Below are 18990 nucleotides of genomic sequence, written 5' to 3' on the forward strand. Positions count from 1 at the left end.
GGTTCAGGTTTCCAAAGGGCGTTGTCCTCTCCCCGGATTTGGCCGGGACGACAGGGATCTTCTTGCGAAGGCCACCAACACCAATGAAGCCGCGCTTATACGACCAGAATTGACAGAGTCAACGGCTACTTCGGCCCACCCATGGCAGCGCATTCGGCATGGCGGAAACACGGGGTGATGTGATCATTGACCAACCCGGTTGCTTCCATGAACGCATAGACGATCGTGGGACCCACGAACTTGAAGCCCCGGGCCCGCAAATCCTTTGAGACCTGTTCGCTCAGTTTCGTCTTGGGCGGTACCTGATCACGGCTGGCAAAGTTGGTCTGAAGCGGCGCACCATCCACATAATTCCATAGAAATTTATCGAAGCCGACGGTGGCATTAACCTCGAGATAGGCGCGGGCGTTGGTAATCGTTGCTTCGATCTTGCCACGGTGGCGGATGATACCGGGGTTTGCCAACAGCCGTTGTACATCATCCTCGCCCCACTCTGCCACGATGGCAGGATCAAACTCGCCAAAGGCATCGCGGAAGGCATCGCGCTTGCGCAGGATGGTGATCCAGCTCAAACCGGCCTGAAAACCGTCGAGGATCAGCTTCTCCCACAGCGCCCGCGCATCATGTTCAGGCACCCCCCATTCGGTGTCATGATAGGCGACGTAGTCGGGGGCTTCCCCCTCCCACCCACAGCGGTGCACCATGCCAAATCCTCCCCGTTTTGATTAACAACTAAAATTGGAACAAAATGCAAACATTAAGACAGTTTTTACAGCTTCGGCTCAATGCTGATGCCAGTTTTCAAGCACAAGGGTCGCTGCCAGCCCATGACGAACAATCGGTTCTCGAACGTGCCCGCTGGGGCGGACAATCCGCTGAATGCAGCCTTGTCATCACGCGACCGCAGCACGTTGTTGATGGTCGAGCAGGCGGTCAAGCATCAGCAAACTCTGCTCGCATTTCAGCCAGTCGTGATCGCGAACGACCCGGGCCGCGTGGGATTTTACGAGGGACTGATCCGCGTCATGGACGACACGGGGCGCATTATCCCGGCCAAGGATTTCATGCCGGTTGTTGAACGCGCCGAACTGGGCCGCGAGATCGACGTGGTGGCGTTGAACATGGGCCTACGCACGTTGCACGAAAATCCGTCGATCCGGTTGTCGATCAACATGTCGGCCCGTTCCATCGGCTACCAAAGATGGATGCAGACCCTGAACCCCTGGCTCAAAAAGGATCCCTCGGTCGGTGAACGGCTGATCCTCGAAATCACCGAAGGATCGGCGATGGATCAACCCGAACTGGTCGTGGACTTCATGGATCGGCTCAGTGCCAAGGGGATCTGTTTTGCCCTCGATGATTTCGGCGCCGGGTATACCGCATTGCGCTATTTCAAGGACTTCTTCTTTGACGTGCTCAAGATCGATATGGAGTTCTGCAACGGCATCGCCAACGATCCGGACACGCAGGCGCTGACCGCCGCGATCATCCAGATCGGGCACCATTTCGACATGCTGGTCGTGGCCGAAGGGGTCGAACGGCAGGAAGATGTCGAGATGCTGACGCAGATGGGTGCAGATTGCTTGCAGGGCTTCTATTTCCAAGCGCCGCAAGTCCGGCCTGACTGGCTCTTTGGCAAGGGTGATACTGCACAACCAGCAGGTATGCGCGCCTGAGACATAACGTCCGTTGCCGCATGGCAGCGAATCCGGTAGTGCACGCGCAGCGCGGGACCATTCTGAGGCCCGCACCGGCGTGCAAAGTCTCGGATTGGTCCTCAAGGAAACTGACAGAGGACCCGACTCCATGACCAACATCGTCATCGCTTCGGCCGCCCGGACTGCCGTCGGCAGCTTTGGTGGCTCATTTGCCAACACCCCCGCCCATGATCTTGGCGCAGCTGTGCTTGAAGCCGTGGTAGAGCGTGCGGGCATCGACAAGTCCGAGGTTTCCGAAACCATCCTTGGTCAGGTCCTGACCGCCGCCCAGGGTCAGAACCCCGCCCGTCAGGCGCACGTCAGCGCGGGCCTGCCCAAGGAAAGTGCCGCGTGGTCGATCAATCAGGTCTGCGGTTCGGGCCTGCGCGCCGTGGCACTTGGTGCTCAGCACATCGCCCTGGGTGACGCTGACATCATCGCCGCCGGTGGACAGGAAAACATGACCCTTTCGCCCCACGCCGCCGCCCTGCGCGCCGGCCACAAGATGGGCGACATGAAGTACATTGACACTATGATCCGCGACGGTCTGTGGGACGCTTTCAACGGCTACCACATGGGTCAGACGGCCGAAAACGTGGCGGACCAGTGGCAGATCACGCGTGACATGCAGGACGAGTTTGCCGTTGCCTCCCAAAACAAGGCGGAAGCCGCTCAGAAAGCGGGCAAGTTTGGCGATGAAATCACCGCCTTCACCGTGAAAACCCGCAAGGGCGACATCGTGGTCGACGCTGATGAATACATCCGCCACGGCGCCAACATGGACGCCATGAAGAAACTGCGCCCTGCCTTCACCAAGGATGGCTCGGTCACGGCGGCCAATGCATCCGGTCTGAACGACGGCGCCGCAGGTGCCCTGTTGATGACCGCCGACAATGCAGAAAAGCGCGGGATCGAGCCGCTGGCCCGCATCGCAAGCTACGCCACAGTCGGTCTTGACCCATCGATCATGGGCGTTGGCCCGATCTATGCCAGCCGCAAGGCGCTTGAGAAAGCAGGTTGGAAACCCGAGGACCTCGACCTTGTCGAAGCCAACGAAGCGTTCGCCGCACAAGCCTGCGCCGTGAACAAGGACATGGGCTGGGATCCGTCGATCGTGAACGTGAATGGCGGTGCCATCGCCATCGGCCACCCCATCGGCGCATCCGGCGCGCGTATCCTAAACACATTGCTGTTCGAGATGAAGCGCCGCGACGCCAAGAAGGGCCTTGCCACACTGTGCATTGGCGGTGGCATGGGCGTTGCCATGTGCCTCGAACGCGACTGATCCAGATCAAGGCGGTGCCGCACGGCGCCGCCTACCCTTTCCCAATCAAAATTCGCTCAAGGCCAAAGTTGGCGCGTAATATTGTTGCGCCTGAACCGCATTTAAGCAAAACAATGCGAAACGCACCCAAAAGGAGTTCTCCCCATGTCCCGTGTAGCACTTGTCACCGGCGGTTCCCGCGGTATCGGCGAGGCCATTTCGAAAGCCCTGAAAGACGCAGGATACACCGTCGCCGCCACCTATGCAGGCAACGACGAGGCAGCTGCAAAGTTCACGGATGAAACCGGCATCAAAACCTACAAGTGGAACGTGGCCGACTACGACGAATCGACAGCTGGCATCGCGCAAGTCGAAGCAGACCTCGGTCCCATCGACATCGTCGTTGCCAACGCGGGCATCACGCGGGACGCGCCCTTCCACAAAATGACACCAGAGCAATGGCATCAGGTTATCGACACGAACCTGACAGGCGTGTTCAACACCGTGCACCCGCTGTGGCCCGGCATGCGTGAACGCAAATTCGGCCGCGTGATCGTGATCTCGTCCATCAACGGTCAAAAGGGCCAGTTCGCCCAAGTGAACTATGCTGCGACGAAAGCGGGCGATCTGGGCATCGTCAAATCGCTTGCGCAAGAAGGTGCACGTGCTGGAATCACCGCCAACGCCATTTGCCCCGGCTATATAGCGACGGAAATGGTTATGGCCGTGCCTGAAAAAGTACGTGACAGCATCATCAGCCAGATTCCTGCTGGCCGTCTCGGTGAACCGGAAGAGATCGCGCGCTGCGTCGTCTTCCTTGCATCCGACGATTCGGGTTTCATCAACGGCTCGACCATCTCGGCCAACGGCGCGCAGTTCTTTGTTTGACAGCCGACGGCTTCAAGCATGAAAAAGGGCCGGTGCATCGCTGCACCGGCCCTTCTTTATCCCGTAAGATGCCGCGCGCGCATCAGCGGGAAGTTTTAGCCCCGAACAGCCAGTTCCAAGCCTCGGCCAGGACAGCACCTCGCTCTGCGTGTGCTCTTTCCAGACCTTGGCGGATGGCGGGGTGTGCGGATGTCTCGAACATGGGCGGTATCCTTCATTGGATCAGCGTTTCTGAATTGAGCTGAATATGCGCCCTTTTCTAAAAGCCCTCAAACGAGACTTTCCATAACTTCACTTAAGCTGTACTTAAGTGAATGTGCCTGACCGCCTCCCTCCTTTGACCGCCTTGCGCGCCTTCGATGCCGCTGCCCGCCATATGTCCTTTGCCAAGGCCGCAGAAGAGCTGCATGTCACGCCCGCCGCACTCAGCTTTCAGATCAAATCGCTTGAGGAACACTTGGGCACACAAGTGTTTCACCGGCTGAACCGCGCCGTCGAACTGACCGAGGCTGGCCGCGCCATGGCACCCGGCATGGCTGATGGGTTTCAGACCCTAGCAGCCGCTTGGCGCGCCGCCGAGAGGACATTGGACACCAGAACGCTAACCGTCACAGCTGGACCAGCGTTCACGGCCAAATGGCTCGCTCCAAGGCTTTATGACTTTGCGCAAGCCCATCCCGAAATCGAACTGCGCTTTTCGGCGTCCCTGAAGATGGTCGATCTCAACCGCGACGGGGTCGATGTTGCCATCCGCTTTGGCACTGGTCAGGACGAAGCCATGTTCAGCAAGCTGTTGGCGATGGAATGGGTCTGTCCAGTGATGACACCCGACCTCGTCGCGCAATACCCGACGCCAGAGAGCCTCAAAGACGCGCCCCTGATCTTTGACGACAGCATCGCCAATCTGCGCCCAAGCGCGGATTGGAGCACATGGTTTCGGATGATGGGAATCGATTTTGCCCCGACCCACGGTGCCCGGTTCAGCCAGGCCGACCATGCCGTTGACGCGGCACTCGCCGGGATGGGCGTAACACTGGGCCGACGGTCACTTGTGGTCAAGGACATGCATGACGGTCGCCTTGTCGCCCCTTGGCCGCATGCTCTGGACACCGGGGTGCGATTCCGGTTTCTGTGCGCTGAAGGAGCCGAAAAGCGGCCGCACCTCGCTGCCTTTCTAGAATGGATGATCGCCGAGATCGACAAGACCAGCCACATCACTGACCGCATGATCCGTAAACCTTCCTCCGATTTCCAAGCCGTATGAGCCGGGCAACAGCGACCCTGATCGGCTTCATCGCCGTTCTTCTGTGGGGTGTCCTGGCCCTCCTGACGGTTGGCTCCGCACCCACACCGCCATTTTTGCTGAATGCGTTATGCTTTGCCATTGGCGGTACTCTTGGCTTGATCTGGACTGCCGCAAGCGGTGGCCTGCGCCAATTGCGGGCCGTTCCCTCGCATGTCTACCTCATGGGCACATTGGGGCTATTTGGATATCACGCACTCTATTTTTCGGCCCTGCGTCTCGCCCCTGCGGCCGAGGCGAGCCTGATCGCCTATCTCTGGCCTCTACTGATCGTTTTGTTCTCGGGGTTGCTGCCGGGCGAAACGCTGCGCGCCGGTCACGTGCTGGGCGCGCTTGTGGGCTTTGCGGGGGCCGCGTTGATCGTCACGGGCGGGGTGACCGGATTCAATGCCGCTGCCCTGCCCGGCTACTTGCTCGCCATGGCCTGTGCGGTCACGTGGTCCAGCTATTCTGTCCTGTCGCGTCGTTTCGGCACCGTGCCCACGGCATCAGTTGCCGTATTTTGCGTGGCAAGCGCCATTCTGTCGGTGCCACTACACCTGATGCTGGAAGATACTGTATGGCCATCTGCTGGCATGGGGTGGACAAGCGCCATTCTACTGGGCCTCGGCCCAGTGGGGCTTGCCTTTTATGTCTGGGACATCGGCGTGAAACGTGGCGATATCCAGATGCTCGGCACCGCATCTTACGCGGCACCGCTCTTGTCGACAGTGGTCTTGATTTTGGCTGGCGTTGCTGCGCCCAGCTGGTCACTGGCCGTTGCGGCCATACTGGTCACTGGCGGAGCGCTCCTGGCAGCCCGCGCCAGCCTGAAGGGGGTGCCCTAACTCGAAAGTCGGGTAATTTCCTCTTTCAGTTTCAGCTTCTGCTTTTTCATGGTGGCCACTTCGATCTGATCCACGCCCGGCGATCGTTGGGCCGTCTCAACCTGATCACTCAGGGTCTGGTGCTTCTTTTTCAACTCTTCGAGATGGGCGATCACGCTCATGCAGTCCTCCTTGCTGACAAAGTTGCCTCCACAGCCAAGCACAGCTTTGCGTATAAGTCACGCCGCAGGCGCAGCATATGGACCTACAAAATGTATGTATGGTCAACGCCAGATTAAAGGTGCAGCGCAGCGCCTTCGCGTAAAACCGACTGAATTTTATGGGTATAGCTTTCGCCATCCCTCTCGTGCCGTGCGCCCCCGTGCAAAATGACGGGAAAATGCAGGCGAAAATCTGCACGCCCGTTCTTGCGCGCCCGGAAAATCACCAGTTCTGCCGCTTTTCCGACCCGCGGGCAAAGCGGCCAGACCTCGGGACTGCCCAGCCGCCCGGCGGCACCAACCAACAGGTCCGGCACCCGCTCGGCCCGGTAGATCATGTGCAGATACCCCTTGTGCCGCAGCCGTCGCGCCGCCGCATCGATCCATGCGGCAACAGGTGTCTCCACACCGCGCGCCGCCTCGCGCCCCGAATCTTCGGCCACGTGCCCCGCGGTGCGATCAAAATAGGGCGGATTGGCCAGAACATGATCAAAGCTGCGATCTCGCACCTCCGCGGGCATATCCGTCAGATCGGCGACGTGAGCCTGCAAGCCGTTCCGAACCGCAAGTGCGGCATAGTCGGCCTGCCGCTCGACACCAACCAGTTCCAACCCGGGCACCCGCGCGCCAAGACACAAGGCTACAGCCCCAACGCCACAACCAAGATCCAACGCCGATTGCCCCGCGCGCGCAGGCACCGACGCAGCCAGCAACACCGGATCAACGCCCGCCCGATACCCGTCGCGCGGTTGCCACAAATGCAGCCGCCCGCCCAGAAAGGCATCGTGCGTCAGGTCAACGTCCAAGATCGATGTCATTGTCGGTCACAACCCGCAAGGCGGCGTCATAGTCGTCCTCCCGCACCATCAGCCTGCGGGGGAAAATTCCAATCCCACCTTCGAGGATGCTCATATTTACGTCCATCTGAAAGCAGTCTATATCCTCGCCCTCAAGAAGGGCAGAGGCAAAGGCGATGATCGTCGGGTCGGTGCTGCGCAAAAGTTCCTTCATATCATGGATGTAGGGGCACATCGGCCTAACTCTCGAGGGGTGCTATGGGGAAAGTGATGGACGCGTCCACAATCGCAAAGCCACATGACCGTCTGGCTGCCTATCTCGAGGCGGATCTGGAGGGTGTGAACGACCTGATCCGCGACCGCATGGCGTCGGAACACGCGCCGCGCATCCCCGAGGTAACGCGTCACCTTGTCGAAGCGGGCGGTAAACGGCTGCGGCCCATGCTGACACTGGCGTCGGCGCATCTGTGTGGCTATCCCGGCCCCTATCACGTGCATCTGGCAGCCACGGTCGAATTCATCCACACGGCCACTCTTCTGCATGACGACGTGGTTGACGAAAGCGCACAGCGGCGCGGACGGCCCACTGCAAACCTTCTGTGGGACAACAAATCCTCTGTGTTGGTGGGCGATTACCTGTTTGCCCGCAGCTTCCAGTTGATGACGGAAACCGGAAATATCGCCGTCCTGCGCATCCTGTCTGACGCCGCCGCCACAATCGCCGAAGGCGAAGTACTGCAAATGACGGCGGCACAGGATCTCGCCACCGATGAAGCGATTTATCTGCAAGTGGTGCGGGGCAAGACCGCAGCCCTGTTCTCGGCCGCGATGGAAGTCGGCGGCGTGATCGCCGGTCAGGATGACGCCACAACAAGGGCATTGTTCGACTATGGCGACGCGCTTGGCATCGCCTTCCAGATCGTGGATGACCTGCTCGACTACCAAGGGCAATCCTCTGCCACTGGCAAGAATGTAGGCGACGATTTTCGCGAGCGGAAGCTGACCCTGCCGGTGATCAAGGCGGTGGAAAAGGCAGGCGCCGAAGAACGCGCCTTCTGGTCACGCACCATCGAAAAGGGCCAACAAGAGGATGGCGATCTCGACCATGCTCTTGCCCTGCTGCACAAACACGATGCGTTGGAACAGACGAAACAGGACGCCATCGCTTGGGCTGAGAAAGCCAAGGCATCTCTGGGCACCCTGCCTGCGCATGACCTGCGCGACATGCTGATTGATCTGGCGGATTACGTGGTCGAACGGATCAACTAGTCGGACCAGTCTGGGAACTGACCGTCTTCACGGCGCGGACCCACCATCGGGGCTGCTTCTTTGCAATCCCGGCAGCCGCGTCGCTGGCAGCCTGCGCATCCGCGTATACTCCGAAGCAGGTCGATCCCGACCCGGACATACGTGCAAGCTTTGCCCCCTTCAGCGCTTTCAACGCCGCCAATATCGCTGGATTACCAGAGGCGGCGGGTGTCTGCAGATCGTTCCTCTGTTCCCCGAGCCAAGCCAGGAATGCGGCATGGTCCAACCAGTTCAAGCGGTCCTCCATCGGCGCGTTGTCCTTCGTTCTCAAACGCTTGAACGCCTCAGGCGTGGGCACGTGAATGCCCGGATTGACCAACACCAGATCAAGGGCTGGCACACCGCCAACAGGTGTCACATCCTCGCCGATCCCTCGCATCCTTTGTGGAATGTCCAACAGGCACACAGGCACATCAGCACCCAATGCCGACGCGTGCGCCTCGGCCCCCAGAACACGCAAGATGGCCGCCGCATCAGATGACCCGCCACCGATACCCGCGCCATGGGGCAAGTTCTTTTCCAGAGATATCTGGCCCGCAACCCCGGCAAGCACTGCCGCGCGCCAGACCAGGTTCCGCTCATCCGTAGGAACGCCCACTGAAAACGGCCCGGACACGTCCAGTCCCATCCGGGGTGCGGGCGCGATCTCCAGTCGGTCACCGACATCGGCAAAGACCACAAGGGAATCAAGCAAATGATAGCCATCCGTGCGTTGGCCGGTCACATGGAGCGTCAGATTGATCTTGGCAGGCGCAAAGACCTCAATCGCCATTCGCCACCCGCAGCGGTTCAGCGCCTTCCTCGGACAACACTGTATCCAGCCCTACGGCCAGCTTGCGGCGCATCCGTTCGGGGTCGGCCTCTCCGTCAACTTCAGTGGGGTCGACAAAGCTCAGCGCGCGCATCCACTGGAACCGCGCCTCACGCTCGCGGCCCACGGCCCAGTACACATCGCCAAGGTGATCGTTGACCACCGGGTCAACCGGCATGAGTTCGACCGCGCGTTCCATATGGCTCACCGCTTCTTCGTAGCGGCCAAGCCGGTACAGCACCCAGCCAAGGCTATCGACGATGTAGCCGCTATCCGGGCTCGCCTCCACCGCCTGTTCAATCACCCCAAGCGCTTCGTCCAGCTTGATCTGCTTTTCCACCAGTGAATAGCCCAGGTAGTTCAGCACCTGCGGCTGACCGGGGTTCAGTTCCAGCGCGCGCCTGAAATCGGACTCGGCGTCAGGCCATTCCTTGAGCCGCTCGTGTGAAATCGCACGGGCATAGTGTAGGAACCACGCGCGGCGGTCATCCGGGTCCGTCAGTTCCAGCGCGCGATCATAAGAGGCCACAGCCTCCTCGAACCGGCTTTGCTGTCGCAACACATCGCCCAATGTCGAATGGATCAGCGGCAGATCTCCAAAGCGTTTTGCCAACTGCTCCAGCACTTCGATGGCAGCATCGGGTTTGCCCGACTCACGCAGTGCCGCGGCGCGACCCAGTTCGGCAGCATGAAAGGCCGGATGATCGGCGGGCACCTGCTTGTAGGCGGCATTGGCCAGTTCAAATTGTTCCAGTGTTTCCAGCAGATCGGCGTTCAGCAGCAACGCGTCAACATGATCGGGCCGCAAATGCCGCGCGATGCGGCCGTACAGCAGAGTGTAGTCAGCCCCGGCATCCTGACGTAGTGCCCCCGCAAGGGAATAAAACACTTCCGCCGCACCATCGCGCGCGCCAGTGATATGGGTGAAGGCCAACGTTTCCCCAGCCTCAAGCGCCAAGATCATGGCGTCCAGTTCCGGATCGCTCACCGAGCCAAAGGCCACGTCCAAGGACGCGATGGCCTCTTCGTTCCGCCCCAGTTGCGACAGAACTTCAGCCCGCGCCATGGCACCGCGGCGGGTCTGTTGCAGGGGGCCAGACCCTTCTGCTTCGAAAATCTCTCCTGCTGCTTCGAACTGACCAAGACCGGCCAGCGCCATCGCCTTGTGATACAGCGCAAATCCACGCACGCCGCGCTGCTCAGACACAGCATCGAACGCGGCAAGAGCCCCTTCGACATCCTTGATCCCGACCAAGGCCCACGCGTTCAGCAATCCATCGACCAGCGGACCGATGCCTTGCGTTTCAGTGTCACGCTCCAGGTAGCCCGTGAAATCCTCCTGCGCCAGCATGTCGGCAATGATGACCATGTGCGCGGCCTGGCTGCGCACCTCCTGCTCTTCCACGACGCGCGCGATGGGCAAAGCACGATCCAGACGACCCAAGGCAAGCTGTGAAACGATGGCATCCTCCATCAACTCCACATTGTTCGGATCGCGGGCCAGCGCGGCCGCGTAATATCGGGCTGCGGCATCAAAATCGCTTGTCATCGCGGCCTGTCGCCCGGCTAGGTATGACCCGGCCACGGACTGCGCGGACGCGATATGCGGGGTGGTCGCCAGAATGGCGGCCAACGCGACACTGGAAAGAAGCGAACGGATCACGGGATGCACTGCCTTTTGCCTGTTGTTGGGCAATAGGCTAGCACGTCTGCGCCCATGTGCAACGCACGCTCGCGAAATGGTCAGCGGTTGAGCGCCATAAAAAACGCCGGACACAGGGCCCGGCGTCGTTTTTGTTCACATTTCACGCGAGATCGCGAACCGATCACATATTCGGATAGTTCGGTCCGTCTCCGCCCTGCGGCGTGGTCCAGGTGATGTTCTGCGCCGGGTCCTTGATGTCACAGGTCTTGCAGTGCACGCAGTTCTGGAAGTTGATGACAAATCGCGTGTCCTTGCCCTCTTCCTCAACGAATTCATACACGCCCGCCGGACAGTACCGAGCCGCCGGACCTGCGTATTTTGCAAGGTTCACATTCACAGGCACATCCGCATCCGTCAGCTTGAGGTGCGCAGGCTGGCTTTCTTCGTGGTTGGTAAAGCTGAAGGACACGTTCGTCAGTCGATCAAAGGACAGCGTGCCATCAGGCTTGGGATAGTCGATGGGTTTGTGCTTGCTTGCCTCTTCCGTGGCCTCGGCGTCGTTCTTGCCGTGGCCAATCGTTCCAAACAGCGAAAAGCCCAGCGTGTTGGTCCACATGTCAAAGCCGCCCAGCACGAGGCTGGCCGTCAGACCGTACTTGGACCACAGCGGCTTCACGTTGCGCACCTTCTTGAGGTCGCTGCCAATGGGTCCGGTGCGCACCAGCGCCTCGTATCCGTCCAACTCGTCGCCGGAACGACCCTCGTTGATCGCGACATAGGCCGCCTCTGCCGCATGAATGCCCGAATGCATTGCATTGTGGTTACCCTTGATGCGCGGCACGTTGACCATGCCCACCGAACAGCCCAGCAGCGCGACGCCGGGTGCCACCATCTTGGGCATCGACTGGTATCCACCTTCGGAAATGGCCCGCGCGCCATAGGCCACGCGCTTCCCGCCCTTGAGCAGCTCTGCCACCATCGGATGATGCTTAAAGCGTTGGAACTCCATGTAGGGGAACAGGTGCGGGTTCTTGTAGTTCAGGTGAACGACGAAACCGACATAAACCTGATTGTTCTCAAGGTGGTAGATGAACGACCCGCCCCCGGCATTCGATCCCAGCGGCCAGCCCATCGTGTGGGTCACCGACCCTTCCCTGTGCTTTGCCGGGTCAATCTCCCATATCTCTTTCATGCCCAGGCCGTATTTCTGAGGCTCCTTGCCATTCGACAGGTCATACTTGGCGATGACTTCTTTCGACAGTGACCCACGCACACCTTCGGACAGGAACACGTACTTGCCGTGCAGCTCCATGCCGGGCTCGGTATTCTCGCCGATGGACCCGTCCTCTTCGAGACCGAACACACCAGCCACAACGCCTTTCACCTCGCCATTGTCACCATAGACCAGCTCGGAACACGCCATGCCGGGAAAGATTTCAACACCCATCTCCTCGGCTTGCTCGGCCATCCAGCGGCACACATTGCCCATCGATACAATGTAGTTGCCGTGGTTGTTCATCAGCGGCGGCATGGGGAAGTTCGGGATACGCACCCGCCCGGCTTCACCCAGCATGTAAAAGTTGTCGTCCTTGACCGGCACGTTTAGCGGCGCGCCTTTTTCTTTCCAATCGGGGATCAACGCGTCCAGACCACTTGGGTCCAGCACAGCACCGGACAGGATATGGGCGCCCACTTCGGACCCCTTTTCCAGCACAACCACGTTCAGGTCGGCATCCAGCTGCTTGAGACGAATGGCCGCCGACAGGCCCGCTGGGCCGGCCCCAACGATCACCACGTCATATTCCATCGCTTCGCGTTCAATCTCTGCCATGTGGCGGCTCCCCTATTCTCCCGCGCCTTCGCGCAAATTTCCGTGTCGCTAGCCTACAGATAGGCTTTGCGCAATGTGGTGCAGCGTCATCGTGAAAAAATCCACTAAAAATTCACGAAACGACGGCACGTTATGGCAAATGACGTAGCGGCGCACCACGTCAAGCAGATCGGCGCACAAAGCTGATGCACTTCAGCCCGACACATTTCCGCCAATGGCGTACCGCACGGTTTGTCGAATCCGCAAAGCCGCGCATGGTGGTCACATGCAACACGAGGACCCAGAAGATGCCCATGACCCTGCAAGTGCTCTATCCTGTCAGCAACGGCAGCACATTTGACGATGACTATTACCAATCCACTCATATGGGGCTCGTAGCCCAGCACATGGGCGCACATATTCAAAGCCAGGTGGTGACCAAAGGGTTGGCAGGCGGGCCGGACACTCCACCGGGCTTTCACGCCATCGCCACCTTTGTCTTTGCAGATCAGGCCGCGTTTGATGCGACAATGGCAGATGCAGGCCCGGTGCTGGCCGATTTACCCAACTTCACCAACGTCACCCCAACGATGCTGATCGGACAAACATACGACTAGGGCGGCGTATCCCCCATCAAATACCGCGGTCCCTGCCCCTTGTCTGCTGCCGTATCCTTCGGATTGTACAGCGCACAAACCTCAAGGCTCAAACAGCCACAACCGATGCACCCATCCAATGTATCGCGCAGTTTTTCCAGCCGCGCGATACGCTCGTCCAGACCTTGCCGAAATTCCACGCTGATGCGCGCCCAGTCCCGCTTGTTCGGGGCGCGGTGGCGGGGTAGCAGATCCAGTTCCGCCTTGATCTGGGCCAAGGTGAAACCAAATTGCTGCGCCACCATGATGAAGCTTAACCGCCGGATATCGGCCCGCTGAAACCGCCTCTGCCCACCGGCATTGCGCCACGGTGCCAACAGCCCCTCGTCCTCATAGTAACGAATGGCCGACACGGCCAAGCCTGTCCGTGACGCGATTTCGCCAATGCTCAAACCCTCGGATACAGCCATGAAAAAAGTCCTTGACCTAAAGTTAACTTGAGGTCGCAGGATGCCCTCATCGACCTGAAAAGGAAAGACCACATGACGAAAGGACCAGATCATGCCCGCAATGCTCGAACACACCAATCTCACCGTTTCCAACCCGGATGCGACCGCAGCATGGATGTGCGACCTCTTTGGCTGGCATATCCGGTGGGCCGGCAACGCGATGGAGGTCGGGCGCACCGTCCACGTCGGGACCGACAAACACTATCTCGCGCTGTACACGCAGGACGCGGCGGGCAAGGCCACCGATAACTCCTATGCGACCATCGGCGGGCTCAACCACATTGCCATCGTGACGGACGACCTCGAAGGGATTGAGGACGCCGCACGCGAACAGGGGTTCCGCGTGGGCCAGCACCACGACTATGAACCGGGCCGCCGCTTCTATTTTCATGACAAGGACAATATCGAGTTCGAGGTGGTGCAATACGACTAGGGCTCCGCCCATTCACAGGCGAAACGGTCCCCCAGACCGTTTCCGGGACGCCTGTTCATTCTTCTGACCGAAAATATCATGGGGGAGGCGCGCCGCGCCGGGGGCAAAGCCCCAAACCCTCTTGCATTCCCCCGCTCCATTGGGTCAGGTATCTCCTATCGCAAACAACGGCGGCTCCATCGCGGGCCGCCGCCTGTTATTAGGACGACGCCGATGGAAAAGATCCCAATGACCCGCGCCGGTGCGACCGCACTGGAAACGGAATTGAAACATCTCAAGACCGAAGAACGCCCCGCCATCATCAAGGCGATTGCAGAGGCGCGCGAACATGGTGACCTTTCCGAAAACGCGGAATATCACTCGGCCAAGGAAAAGCAGTCCTTTATCGAAGGCCGGATCAAAGAGCTCGAGGGCGTGATCTCGTTGGCCGAGGTGATCGATCCGACCAAACTGTCCGGGGCCATCAAGTTCGGTGCGACCGTGACGCTGGTGGACGAAGATACGGACGAGGAAAAAACCTATCAGATCGTCGGTGAATACGAAGCCAACATCGAAAAGGGTCTTTTGAACATAAAATCGCCCATCGCCCGTGCCCTGATCGGCAAGGAAGAGGGCGACAGCGTCGAAGTGCGCACGCCGGGCGGCGAAAAGTCCTATGAAGTCCTGAAAATCAGCTATAGCTGAGGCCATGGCCGAAAAGCCCGAACCACAAGCGCGCCCGACCCCCCTGGGTATCTACGACAAACCCACCGAAGTGGGTGTCACGGGGATCGAGGTTGCTGCCCTGATCCTGACCGCCATCTGGCTGGTTGGGGCAGCGGCCTATTTCATTCTGGCTGGTGATGACCCCACGGGGACAGGCGAAGGTCTGCGCTTTCTGATCACCATGCTTGCCGTGTTCATGCCGGTGGCGATGATCTGGGTGGCCGCAACGGCAGCCCGGTCCAGCAAGGTGATGCGCGAGGAAAGCCAGCGTTTGCAAACCGCGATCGACGCCATCCGACAGGCCTACATCGCGCAGAACCAGGGGCGCAACGTGGCGGATGAACCGTCCGTGGCCCGCAAGCTGGACGAAATTGCCGCCGCCACCCGCAAGACGGAAACAGCGCTCGCCACCTTCCAAAGCCGCCGCGAACAAGCCCCGGCCCAGCAACCTGTGGCGCAGCCGGAACCCAGCGGAGACCAACCCACCCTTGCGCTCGGCACCAGCGCCGAAGATATCGCGCGGCCGCTTGCGACCGAGGATTTCATCCGCGCTCTGAACTTCCCCGAAACGGCAGAAGACGAAGAAGGATTTACCGCGCTCCGCAAGGCCATGCGCGACCGCGAGACCTCGAAGCTGGTGCAGGCCGCGCAGGACATCCTGACCCTGCTCAGCCAGGATGGCATCTACATGGACGACCTGCGCCCCGACCGCGCCCGTCCCGAAGTGTGGCGGCAGTTTGCCCAAGGTGCACGCGGCCGCGCCGTCGCTCCGCTGGGCGGCGTGCGGGACCGGTCGTCATTGGCGCTGTCCGCAGGTCGCATGAAACAGGACCCGATCTTCCGCGACGCGGCGCACCACTTCCTGCGCCGCTTTGACCAAACGGTGTCCACTTTCGCCGAGACGGCCACGGATGCAGAACTCTCGGCCCTGAGTGACACCCGCACCGCCCGCGCCTTCATGCTGCTGGGCCGCGTGGCGGGAACATTCGACTAGGCTCCAAACCCCGCCCAGGGGATGAAACGAACAAGGTCGCCTCGCTGCACTGACATCGCCTCGTCCGGCAGTTCGACCAGACCCTCGGCCCAGCTCAGTCCACTGATCCGTCCGGACCCTTCCGAGGCAAAAACCTCGACCTGACCGTCGCGGATTCGAGCCCGAGAAAACTCACGCCGTCCCGCTTTCTTCGTTTTTGAAAAGCCGGCAGGCACCATAAAACCCTGCGGAGCCTTCCAATCTGCCCCCGCAAGAACGGACAGCGCAGGCGCGCCGAACACCAGCGTGCAGACCATGGCCGCCACCGGGTTGCCCGGCAGTCCAAAGACGGGTTTGCCTTGCCACATCCCCAAGGCCAAAGGTCGCCCGGGTTTGATCGCCACACGCCACAGTGCCATCGCCCCCGCCTCGTTCAGCAGGGCGGACACATGATCCGCATCCCCTGCAGACGCGCCACCGCTGGTAAAGATGACGTCCACCTGTTTCGCCCCCTGATCGAGACGCGCACGCAGGGCGTCGCGGTCATCGACGACATGCCCAAGGTCGACAGGGATATGCCCCAGATGCGCAATCAGGCCCCGCAACATGGGCCGGTTCGCATCATAGATCTGACCCGGTCCGGCATCGGCGCCCGGCTGCACGACCTCATCCCCGGTCGACAAGATGCCGACCCGCAGTTGACGACAGACAGACACCTCCGCCACTCCCACGGCAGAAAGCAGGGCGAGGTCAGCAGGCGTCAATCTGCGCCCCGCCTCCGCAACAATATCTCCCACTTCGACATCCTCGCCCGCCTTGCGGGTGTTGGCGCCCTGTCTAATGGGGCCGGTGAAGTGGATCGCGTCGTCTTCGACCGTCACATCCTCTTGCAAAATGATCGTATCTACGCCGGGAGGTAGCGCGGCACCTGTGAGGATACGAATGGCTGTCCCCGCGGGGACACTTGCGTCGGGCGTGGCACCAGCAGGCATATGTTGGGCCACGAGCGGGATATGGTGGTCACCCTCCCCGCGTCCGTTAAGGAATCCGTAACCATCTACGGCCGTGTTTGGCAACGGGGGATGGGCCCGCGGGGCTTTGATGTTGGCAGCAAGGATGCGGTCGAGTGCTTCTGCCACCGACACAACCTCTTGCCCGACGACAGGGCTGAGACGCGTCCTGAGGTCCGCCAGCGCTTCGTCCACGGGGGTCCAGTGTACGCCGGGCGGCAACGCAAAACAGTCGTTCTTAAGCGGCGGCATCACTGTCCTCCGCATGAGTAACGAGTTCTTCGGTGTGACCGGCTCCGAGAATCCACGCCTCTTCCCGCGCGGCACCGGGCAAATCAGTCATCCACTGATACAGGGTTCCGGACGGCAGACGCGAGAGAGCTAGGGCCAGAAGGCGGACCTGCACGGCATCACGGATGTCGGTCGATTGCATAGCTTTTACAGCTGGTTCGATCAGGCCCGGCCAGATTTCGGCCAGCACCACAGGGGCATCGTGCCAATCCTCGAACGGCCACACGGCGACTCCAGCACGCGCACGCAGACGGTTGAGGGTGGGCAGGCCCATGAGGATTTGGCCGCCCACGGTGGGCGGGAAGGCCAATTGGAAGCAGCTTGAAGCCGCCTTGGCCGCGAGGTCGCAGACGCGGCGTTCGGGAACCGTGTCGTAGCTGATCCCAGCTTTGCGGTAAGGCACACCGGGCCAGTCGGTCTGGTTGGGTTTGCCCCAGAACGGGCCGGGGCCATCAAAGTGGCGGTTCATTTCTTCGGCGATGGCATAGCGGTTGTTGCTGCCATCCGAGGCGTCAGTGATGCGGGCGGTGATCCAGTCCCAGAGGGCGAAGGGATCATCTTGACCGGTGATACAGCGGGCAAGCCCCGTGGGGTAGCCGAACGGGAAATCAAAACTTGCAAGCAGGCGTCGGCCTGCGGCCTGTTCAGCGTCGATCAGTGCCGAGATCTGCGCCTCGGCCTCTTGCCGGGAGCGGCAATAAATGGGGGTATCGGGAATGCCGTTGCGAGCAATCCCCAGCCAGATGGCGTCTTTGCTGGGCCGTGCGGGGCGGCGTTTGCCAGCCGACCAGTCTGCGACCAATATCGTATCGAACGGAGTCAAAGCCCAACCTCGGACAGGATGAAGTCAGCGATGGCCTTGGTGTCGTTCAGATCAAAGACCGGACGATCCATCGTCAGGGCCGTATCGCTGGCGATGGCTCGGATCGTGGGATCGTTCGGGGCAATGAGCGGGTTGCCCGTCTCGGCTCTATGCGCCTCCACTTTGGGATGGGCGTCGCGCTTGTATCCTTCGACCAACACCAGATCGACAGGGCTGAGCCGGGTGAGAAGTTGATCAAGCGTGGGTTCATCTGTGTTGCGCAGCTCTTGCATGAGCGCCACGCGGTTGCGCGAGGCCAGCAGCACTTCGGACGCGCCTGCCACGCGGTGGCGAAAGCTGTCCTTGCCCGGATGGTCGACGTCGAATGTGTGATGGGCATGCTTGACGGTCGAAACTGTGTAGCCGCGGCCGGTAATCTCGGTCACAAGCCGCTCCATCAGGCCGGTTTTGCCTGCATTTTTCCAACCGACAACGCCGTAGATCTTCATGCCATGTCCTTTGCCCGCGCGAGGTCATCGGGGGTATTTACGTTGAAAAAGGCCGCTTCGTCAGAGAAGAGCGCCGTGCGCCCCTTATGCATGTCGGTCCACAGAACAACCTTACGCAGCCCGCCCTGAAGAGCCGCACGCAAGTCATCGCTCAAGGCGACGGGCCAAAGACCGAAGGTAGGGTGCCGCGCCTGTCCCCTCTTGGGATCGGGGGTGGCGGCAAGGGCCAGAGGGTGTTGCATGTCTTCGGTCGCGAGTTGCAGGCGCGGGACGAGATCGCAGGGAAAAAACGGTGTATCGGCAGCGGCCGTCACGATGGTGTCGGCGCCCTGCTCCGCTGCCCAGTCGAGGCCCGCGAGGACACCCGCAAGAGGACCGGCGAAGCCGTCAATACTATCTGGAATGACAGGCAGATCCAGATCGGCAAAGCGGGCCGGGTCGCCATTGGCGTTGAGTGCGAGGCCTGCCACTTGGGGACTGAGCCGGTCGATCACGTGGTCGATAAGGCGTTTGCCGCCTGCCTGCAGCAGCCCCTTGTCACCGCCGCCCATGCGCGTGGCTTGCCCGCCCGCCAGGATCACGCCAAGGGGTGGGGTCATTGGCAGCTTACTC

At 60.6% G+C, this 18990-nt stretch carries 22 protein-coding genes; 10 read left to right on the forward strand and 12 right to left on the reverse strand.

Translation table 11 applies throughout. From position 1 onward, the window contains the following. Positions 1-125: 125 nt before the first annotated feature. Positions 126-704, reverse strand: coding sequence for a DNA-3-methyladenine glycosylase I (locus Q1A75_RS13920; RefSeq protein ID WP_299550070.1), 579 nt, complete (start codon positions 702-704; stop codon positions 126-128). 123 nt (positions 705-827) lie between these two features. Between Q1A75_RS13920 and Q1A75_RS13925 the strand changes: the two genes are divergently transcribed. The 5 genes from Q1A75_RS13925 to Q1A75_RS13945 all read left to right on the forward strand — a co-directional run bounded on the left by Q1A75_RS13925 (position 828) and on the right by Q1A75_RS13945 (position 5979). After that, positions 828-1676, forward strand: coding sequence for an EAL domain-containing protein (locus Q1A75_RS13925; protein WP_299550067.1), 849 nt, complete (start codon positions 828-830; stop codon positions 1674-1676). A 130-nt stretch (positions 1677-1806) separates the two neighbouring features. Continuing rightward, complete coding sequence (locus tag Q1A75_RS13930) at positions 1807-2982, forward strand: acetyl-CoA C-acetyltransferase (protein WP_299550063.1); 1176 nt, start codon at positions 1807-1809, stop codon at positions 2980-2982. Between the two features lie 144 nt (positions 2983-3126). Next, positions 3127-3849: an acetoacetyl-CoA reductase gene (phbB, locus tag Q1A75_RS13935; protein WP_299550060.1), complete on the forward strand. Its 723-nt coding sequence runs from the start codon at positions 3127-3129 to the stop codon at positions 3847-3849. 316 nt (positions 3850-4165) lie between these two features. Beyond that, complete coding sequence (gene gcvA / locus Q1A75_RS13940; protein ID WP_299550058.1) at positions 4166-5113, forward strand: transcriptional regulator GcvA; 948 nt, start codon at positions 4166-4168, stop codon at positions 5111-5113. Continuing rightward, positions 5110-5979: an EamA family transporter gene (locus tag Q1A75_RS13945; RefSeq protein WP_299550055.1), complete on the forward strand. Its 870-nt coding sequence runs from the start codon at positions 5110-5112 to the stop codon at positions 5977-5979. The genes gcvA and Q1A75_RS13945 overlap by 4 nt, the downstream gene beginning before the upstream one ends. On the opposite strand, the gene Q1A75_RS13950 is transcribed toward Q1A75_RS13945, so the two are convergent. From Q1A75_RS13950 to Q1A75_RS13960, 3 genes are all read right to left on the reverse strand, one after another. Then, positions 5976-6140, reverse strand: a complete 165-nt coding sequence (locus Q1A75_RS13950; protein WP_299204951.1) for a DUF465 domain-containing protein — start codon at positions 6138-6140, stop codon at positions 5976-5978. The genes Q1A75_RS13945 and Q1A75_RS13950 overlap by 4 nt on opposite strands. Positions 6141-6253: 113 nt before the next feature. Then, on the reverse strand, positions 6254-6997 hold the full coding sequence (locus Q1A75_RS13955; RefSeq protein WP_299550031.1) for a methyltransferase: 744 nt from the start codon (positions 6995-6997) through the stop codon (positions 6254-6256). Beyond that, positions 6975-7190, reverse strand: coding sequence for a DUF2007 domain-containing protein (locus Q1A75_RS13960; RefSeq protein ID WP_189369408.1), 216 nt, complete (start codon positions 7188-7190; stop codon positions 6975-6977). The genes Q1A75_RS13955 and Q1A75_RS13960 overlap by 23 nt, the downstream gene beginning before the upstream one ends. Before the next feature lie 56 nt (positions 7191-7246). Here Q1A75_RS13960 and Q1A75_RS13965 point away from each other — a divergent pair, with 56 nt between their 5' ends. Continuing rightward, positions 7247-8245: a polyprenyl synthetase family protein gene (locus tag Q1A75_RS13965; protein WP_299550028.1), complete on the forward strand. Its 999-nt coding sequence runs from the start codon at positions 7247-7249 to the stop codon at positions 8243-8245. Here the strand turns inward: Q1A75_RS13965 and Q1A75_RS13970 are convergent. The 3 genes from Q1A75_RS13970 to Q1A75_RS13980 all read right to left on the reverse strand — a co-directional run bounded on the left by Q1A75_RS13970 (position 8238) and on the right by Q1A75_RS13980 (position 12571). Then, positions 8238-9056 carry a 4-(cytidine 5'-diphospho)-2-C-methyl-D-erythritol kinase gene (locus Q1A75_RS13970; RefSeq protein WP_299550026.1) on the reverse strand — a complete coding sequence of 273 codons (819 nt, stop codon included), beginning with the start codon at positions 9054-9056 and terminating at the stop codon, positions 8238-8240. The genes Q1A75_RS13965 and Q1A75_RS13970 overlap by 8 nt on opposite strands. Beyond that, on the reverse strand, positions 9046-10758 hold the full coding sequence (locus Q1A75_RS13975; protein WP_299550024.1) for a tetratricopeptide repeat protein: 1713 nt from the start codon (positions 10756-10758) through the stop codon (positions 9046-9048). Before Q1A75_RS13975 ends, Q1A75_RS13970 begins: the two co-directional genes overlap by 11 nt. Before the next feature lie 163 nt (positions 10759-10921). After that, a complete protein-coding gene (locus Q1A75_RS13980; RefSeq protein ID WP_299550021.1) occupies positions 10922-12571 on the reverse strand; it encodes an electron transfer flavoprotein-ubiquinone oxidoreductase in 1650 nt (549 codons plus the stop codon). A 287-nt stretch (positions 12572-12858) separates the two neighbouring features. Between Q1A75_RS13980 and Q1A75_RS13985 the strand changes: the two genes are divergently transcribed. Next, positions 12859-13167, forward strand: coding sequence for an EthD family reductase (locus tag Q1A75_RS13985; protein ID WP_299550018.1), 309 nt, complete (start codon positions 12859-12861; stop codon positions 13165-13167). On the opposite strand, the gene soxR is transcribed toward Q1A75_RS13985, so the two are convergent. Next, entirely contained in the window at positions 13164-13616 is a 453-nt protein-coding gene (soxR, locus tag Q1A75_RS13990) for a redox-sensitive transcriptional activator SoxR (protein ID WP_299550015.1), read from the reverse strand. The genes Q1A75_RS13985 and soxR overlap by 4 nt on opposite strands. 91 nt (positions 13617-13707) lie before the next feature. Here soxR and Q1A75_RS13995 point away from each other — a divergent pair, with 91 nt between their 5' ends. The 3 genes from Q1A75_RS13995 (at position 13708) to Q1A75_RS14005 (ending at position 15787) form a co-directional block, all read left to right on the forward strand. Then, positions 13708-14088 (forward strand): VOC family protein, encoded by a 381-nt coding sequence (locus Q1A75_RS13995; RefSeq protein WP_299550012.1) that lies wholly within the window; start codon positions 13708-13710, stop codon positions 14086-14088. 213 nt (positions 14089-14301) lie between these two features. After that, positions 14302-14772, forward strand: a complete 471-nt coding sequence (greA, locus tag Q1A75_RS14000) for a transcription elongation factor GreA (protein WP_299550010.1) — start codon at positions 14302-14304, stop codon at positions 14770-14772. Between the two features lie 4 nt (positions 14773-14776). Beyond that, positions 14777-15787 (forward strand): hypothetical protein, encoded by a 1011-nt coding sequence (locus Q1A75_RS14005; protein ID WP_299550008.1) that lies wholly within the window; start codon positions 14777-14779, stop codon positions 15785-15787. On the opposite strand, the gene glp is transcribed toward Q1A75_RS14005, so the two are convergent. From glp to mobA, 4 genes are read right to left on the reverse strand one after another with little or no spacing between them, the layout of a single operon-like run. Next, the gene (gene glp, locus Q1A75_RS24280) at positions 15784-17028 is read right to left on the reverse strand and encodes a gephyrin-like molybdotransferase Glp (protein ID WP_366142207.1); all 1245 of its coding nucleotides are present in this window, start codon (positions 17026-17028) and stop codon (positions 15784-15786) included. The two genes, Q1A75_RS14005 and glp, sit on opposite strands and share 4 nt — an antisense overlap. Continuing rightward, a complete protein-coding gene (locus tag Q1A75_RS24285; protein WP_366142208.1) occupies positions 17015-17890 on the reverse strand; it encodes a molybdopterin guanine dinucleotide synthesis in 876 nt (291 codons plus the stop codon). The genes glp and Q1A75_RS24285 overlap by 14 nt, the downstream gene beginning before the upstream one ends. After that, entirely contained in the window at positions 17887-18378 is a 492-nt protein-coding gene (mobB, locus tag Q1A75_RS14015) for a molybdopterin-guanine dinucleotide biosynthesis protein B (protein ID WP_299550006.1), read from the reverse strand. The genes Q1A75_RS24285 and mobB overlap by 4 nt, the downstream gene beginning before the upstream one ends. Continuing rightward, positions 18375-18977 carry a molybdenum cofactor guanylyltransferase MobA gene (gene mobA / locus Q1A75_RS14020; protein WP_299550005.1) on the reverse strand — a complete coding sequence of 201 codons (603 nt, stop codon included), beginning with the start codon at positions 18975-18977 and terminating at the stop codon, positions 18375-18377. Before mobA ends, mobB begins: the two co-directional genes overlap by 4 nt. Positions 18978-18990: the final 13 nt, after the last annotated feature.

Origin of the sequence: uncultured Tateyamaria sp., assembly GCF_947504105.1 — a bacterium.
Taxonomy (GTDB): domain Bacteria; phylum Pseudomonadota; class Alphaproteobacteria; order Rhodobacterales; family Rhodobacteraceae; genus Tateyamaria.

Coding starts and splice junctions, on each gene's coding strand:
- Q1A75_RS13920 (WP_299550070.1), bottom strand. CDS start 704: ATGGTGCACCGCTGTGGGTGGGAGGGGGAAGCCCCCGACTACGTCGCC.
- Q1A75_RS13925 (WP_299550067.1), top strand. CDS start 828: ATGACGAACAATCGGTTCTCGAACGTGCCCGCTGGGGCGGACAATCCG.
- Q1A75_RS13930 (WP_299550063.1), top strand. CDS start 1,807: ATGACCAACATCGTCATCGCTTCGGCCGCCCGGACTGCCGTCGGCAGC.
- phbB (WP_299550060.1), top strand. CDS start 3,127: ATGTCCCGTGTAGCACTTGTCACCGGCGGTTCCCGCGGTATCGGCGAG.
- Q1A75_RS13945 (WP_299550055.1), top strand. CDS start 5,110: ATGAGCCGGGCAACAGCGACCCTGATCGGCTTCATCGCCGTTCTTCTG.
- Q1A75_RS13950 (WP_299204951.1), bottom strand. CDS start 6,140: ATGAGCGTGATCGCCCATCTCGAAGAGTTGAAAAAGAAGCACCAGACC.
- Q1A75_RS13955 (WP_299550031.1), bottom strand. CDS start 6,997: ATGACATCGATCTTGGACGTTGACCTGACGCACGATGCCTTTCTGGGC.
- Q1A75_RS13960 (WP_189369408.1), bottom strand. CDS start 7,190: ATGAAGGAACTTTTGCGCAGCACCGACCCGACGATCATCGCCTTTGCC.
- Q1A75_RS13965 (WP_299550028.1), top strand. CDS start 7,247: ATGGACGCGTCCACAATCGCAAAGCCACATGACCGTCTGGCTGCCTAT.
- Q1A75_RS13970 (WP_299550026.1), bottom strand. CDS start 9,056: ATGGCGATTGAGGTCTTTGCGCCTGCCAAGATCAATCTGACGCTCCAT.
- Q1A75_RS13980 (WP_299550021.1), bottom strand. CDS start 12,571: ATGGCAGAGATTGAACGCGAAGCGATGGAATATGACGTGGTGATCGTT.
- Q1A75_RS13985 (WP_299550018.1), top strand. CDS start 12,859: ATGCCCATGACCCTGCAAGTGCTCTATCCTGTCAGCAACGGCAGCACA.
- soxR (WP_299550015.1), bottom strand. CDS start 13,616: ATGGCTGTATCCGAGGGTTTGAGCATTGGCGAAATCGCGTCACGGACA.
- Q1A75_RS13995 (WP_299550012.1), top strand. CDS start 13,708: ATGCCCGCAATGCTCGAACACACCAATCTCACCGTTTCCAACCCGGAT.
- greA (WP_299550010.1), top strand. CDS start 14,302: ATGGAAAAGATCCCAATGACCCGCGCCGGTGCGACCGCACTGGAAACG.
- Q1A75_RS14005 (WP_299550008.1), top strand. CDS start 14,777: ATGGCCGAAAAGCCCGAACCACAAGCGCGCCCGACCCCCCTGGGTATC.
- glp (WP_366142207.1), bottom strand. CDS start 17,028: ATGCCGCCGCTTAAGAACGACTGTTTTGCGTTGCCGCCCGGCGTACAC.
- mobB (WP_299550006.1), bottom strand. CDS start 18,378: ATGAAGATCTACGGCGTTGTCGGTTGGAAAAATGCAGGCAAAACCGGC.
- mobA (WP_299550005.1), bottom strand. CDS start 18,977: ATGACCCCACCCCTTGGCGTGATCCTGGCGGGCGGGCAAGCCACGCGC.